This window comes from Azospirillum sp. B506 (assembly GCF_000333595.1).
Classification (GTDB): domain Bacteria; phylum Pseudomonadota; class Alphaproteobacteria; order Azospirillales; family Azospirillaceae; genus Azospirillum.
Window position 1 is genome coordinate 1 of record NZ_BADK01000411.1, and the last position, 1,824, is coordinate 1,824.

General features: G+C 56.4%; 4 protein-coding genes. All 4 read right to left on the reverse strand.

Annotated features, from left to right (window positions below; all coding sequences use genetic code 11):
- Positions 1 to 13: 13 nt before the first annotated feature.
- Entirely contained in the window at positions 14 to 748 is a 735-nt protein-coding gene (locus I71_RS35890) for an asparaginase domain-containing protein (protein WP_159107376.1), read from the reverse strand.
- Between the two features lie 408 nt (positions 749 to 1,156).
- Positions 1,157 to 1,366 carry a hypothetical protein gene (locus I71_RS12630; RefSeq protein WP_042695210.1) on the reverse strand — a complete coding sequence of 70 codons (210 nt, stop codon included), beginning with the start codon at positions 1,364 to 1,366 and terminating at the stop codon, positions 1,157 to 1,159.
- A 37-nt stretch (positions 1,367 to 1,403) separates the two neighbouring features.
- Positions 1,404 to 1,550, reverse strand: a complete 147-nt coding sequence (locus tag I71_RS35895) for a DUF1289 domain-containing protein (RefSeq protein ID WP_083897128.1) — start codon at positions 1,548 to 1,550, stop codon at positions 1,404 to 1,406.
- Between the two features lie 42 nt (positions 1,551 to 1,592).
- The coding region (locus I71_RS39145; protein ID WP_211098381.1) for a hypothetical protein at positions 1,593 to 1,824 on the reverse strand (232 nt) is incomplete at its 5' end.

A 1,824-nucleotide genomic window follows, 5' to 3' on the forward strand; every position in this document is an offset into this window, starting at 1 on the left:
GACTCGATTGCCGTCAGCCGGTTTTTCCAAGGGCCAGCGTGGTGGCGTTGTCGATGCTGACCTTCTCGGTGACCGGGTCGGGCAGCACATTGCCGCTGTTGATGGTGAAATTGATGCCATACTGGCCCAGGGCCGGATAATTGGGCGACGAGAAGGCATCGAATTCGCTGGCGTTGGTCTTGACCACCCGATTGCCGCGGAACAGGGTGTTGTGGAAATAGACGCAGACTTCCGGAATGCCGCTCTGAGCCGCTGCAACGGCACCACAGAAATTCTGGAAGGCGTCGGTGTTGTAGAGCAGGCTCGACGGCGTCTCTGCGTTCGGCGCTTGGTAGAACATCGGCATCTGCGAACCGGTAATGATGACCGGCTTGCTCAATGCCGCCACTTGCACGCCATTGGCGTCGAAGGCGGACAGCAGGAACGGCAATGCCGTGCCGGTGAAGTCCATGCTGTCGGTACCGTGGAGCACCACGAAGCCATCAAAGAATGCATAATTGTCTAATATATAGCGAGCCAGTCGGCACCAATCCGTTGGCTGAAGATTGGTGCTGTCCAGCGTCTTTGTGGAAGATTCCGGGAATTCAAGACCGGTCAGGTACGATATATTCAAGTCCTGATAATTTTCTTTTATTATCGGATCTATTATAGACGTGCATGCATTGGCGAAATTTTTGGCCGTCATTGGAGACAATGGCGTTCCAACGCAGCTGATGGTTCCACCTGTGTTGATGATTCCTATATTCATAAATATCTCCATCAATTATAGTTGCTGTTTGATTTATTCACAGCTCACCATAAAGCGGCCATATATCTGCCAAAACAAATGGCAAGCCGGAATTTACCATTTTTACGATCCGCTCTTGGAGCACCTCAATCAAAACAAGCGATGCCTTGGATGCCGATCGATAAAAAACACGCTATTGGGGCAATTTACCCATATCAATCTTTATTTTATATCATTTTTCGACAAATAACACTCATTGGTAATCATACAGACCATGATAATCTCGGCATCGCCCTGGGCAGCTCAATGACCTTATGCGGCACGCCCGCCGACCGCTGTTGCCTGAGTCATATTTCCACCGCGCGGCCATAGAATGAAACGGCCCGGCCCTCCATCGGGAGCCGGGCCATCGCACGGTCGGTCTGCCGCTTACTGATAGCCGCCTTCGCGGGCACGGTGCTTGGCAGCGTCTTCCTGGGCCTTCTCGGTCGCGCTGCCGATCTTGCCGGCGCTGGAATTCCGGGCGGAATTGCCGGCATCGGCAGGGTTCCGCGGCTGGTCGCCGCGCAGGGCGTCGCCCGGCTTTTGGTTGGGCTGGTCGGCCAGAACGATGCTCCTCGGTCGGATTTCGACTGGCAACAACGAGGAAACAGCAGCGGCCGGAGATCGTCGCGGATCAGGGGTACGCGGCGTCAGCCCGCTGGCCGGCCTCGCCGTCGGCGCGGTCCAGCGCGGCGTTGATCTCGTCCAGCGTGCGTCCGCAACCAGTGCAGATGTCGCCGTCGATGGCGCACATGCCCAGGCAATCGGGATCGTCGCTCATGGGGCTGGCTCTTCAATGAAGGTTGGCGGTGCTAGGTCATCCCTAGCGGAAAGCCTGTTCGGCCACAAGGCGTCCGATTTCAGGACAGATCCCCTCACCATCAAGACCTGACATCCACCCAGGCTGGCGGCGCGTGACTGGAGCCAGTTGCCAGTCCAGGGATGACCCCATTAAGATTGTCTCCATGGATTCCAACACGAAGGATCGTATGCCCACGGCAATACTGGTGTCCTGCGCGATGTACCGGCATGGCTCCGCGAGGATGCCTGCCGCG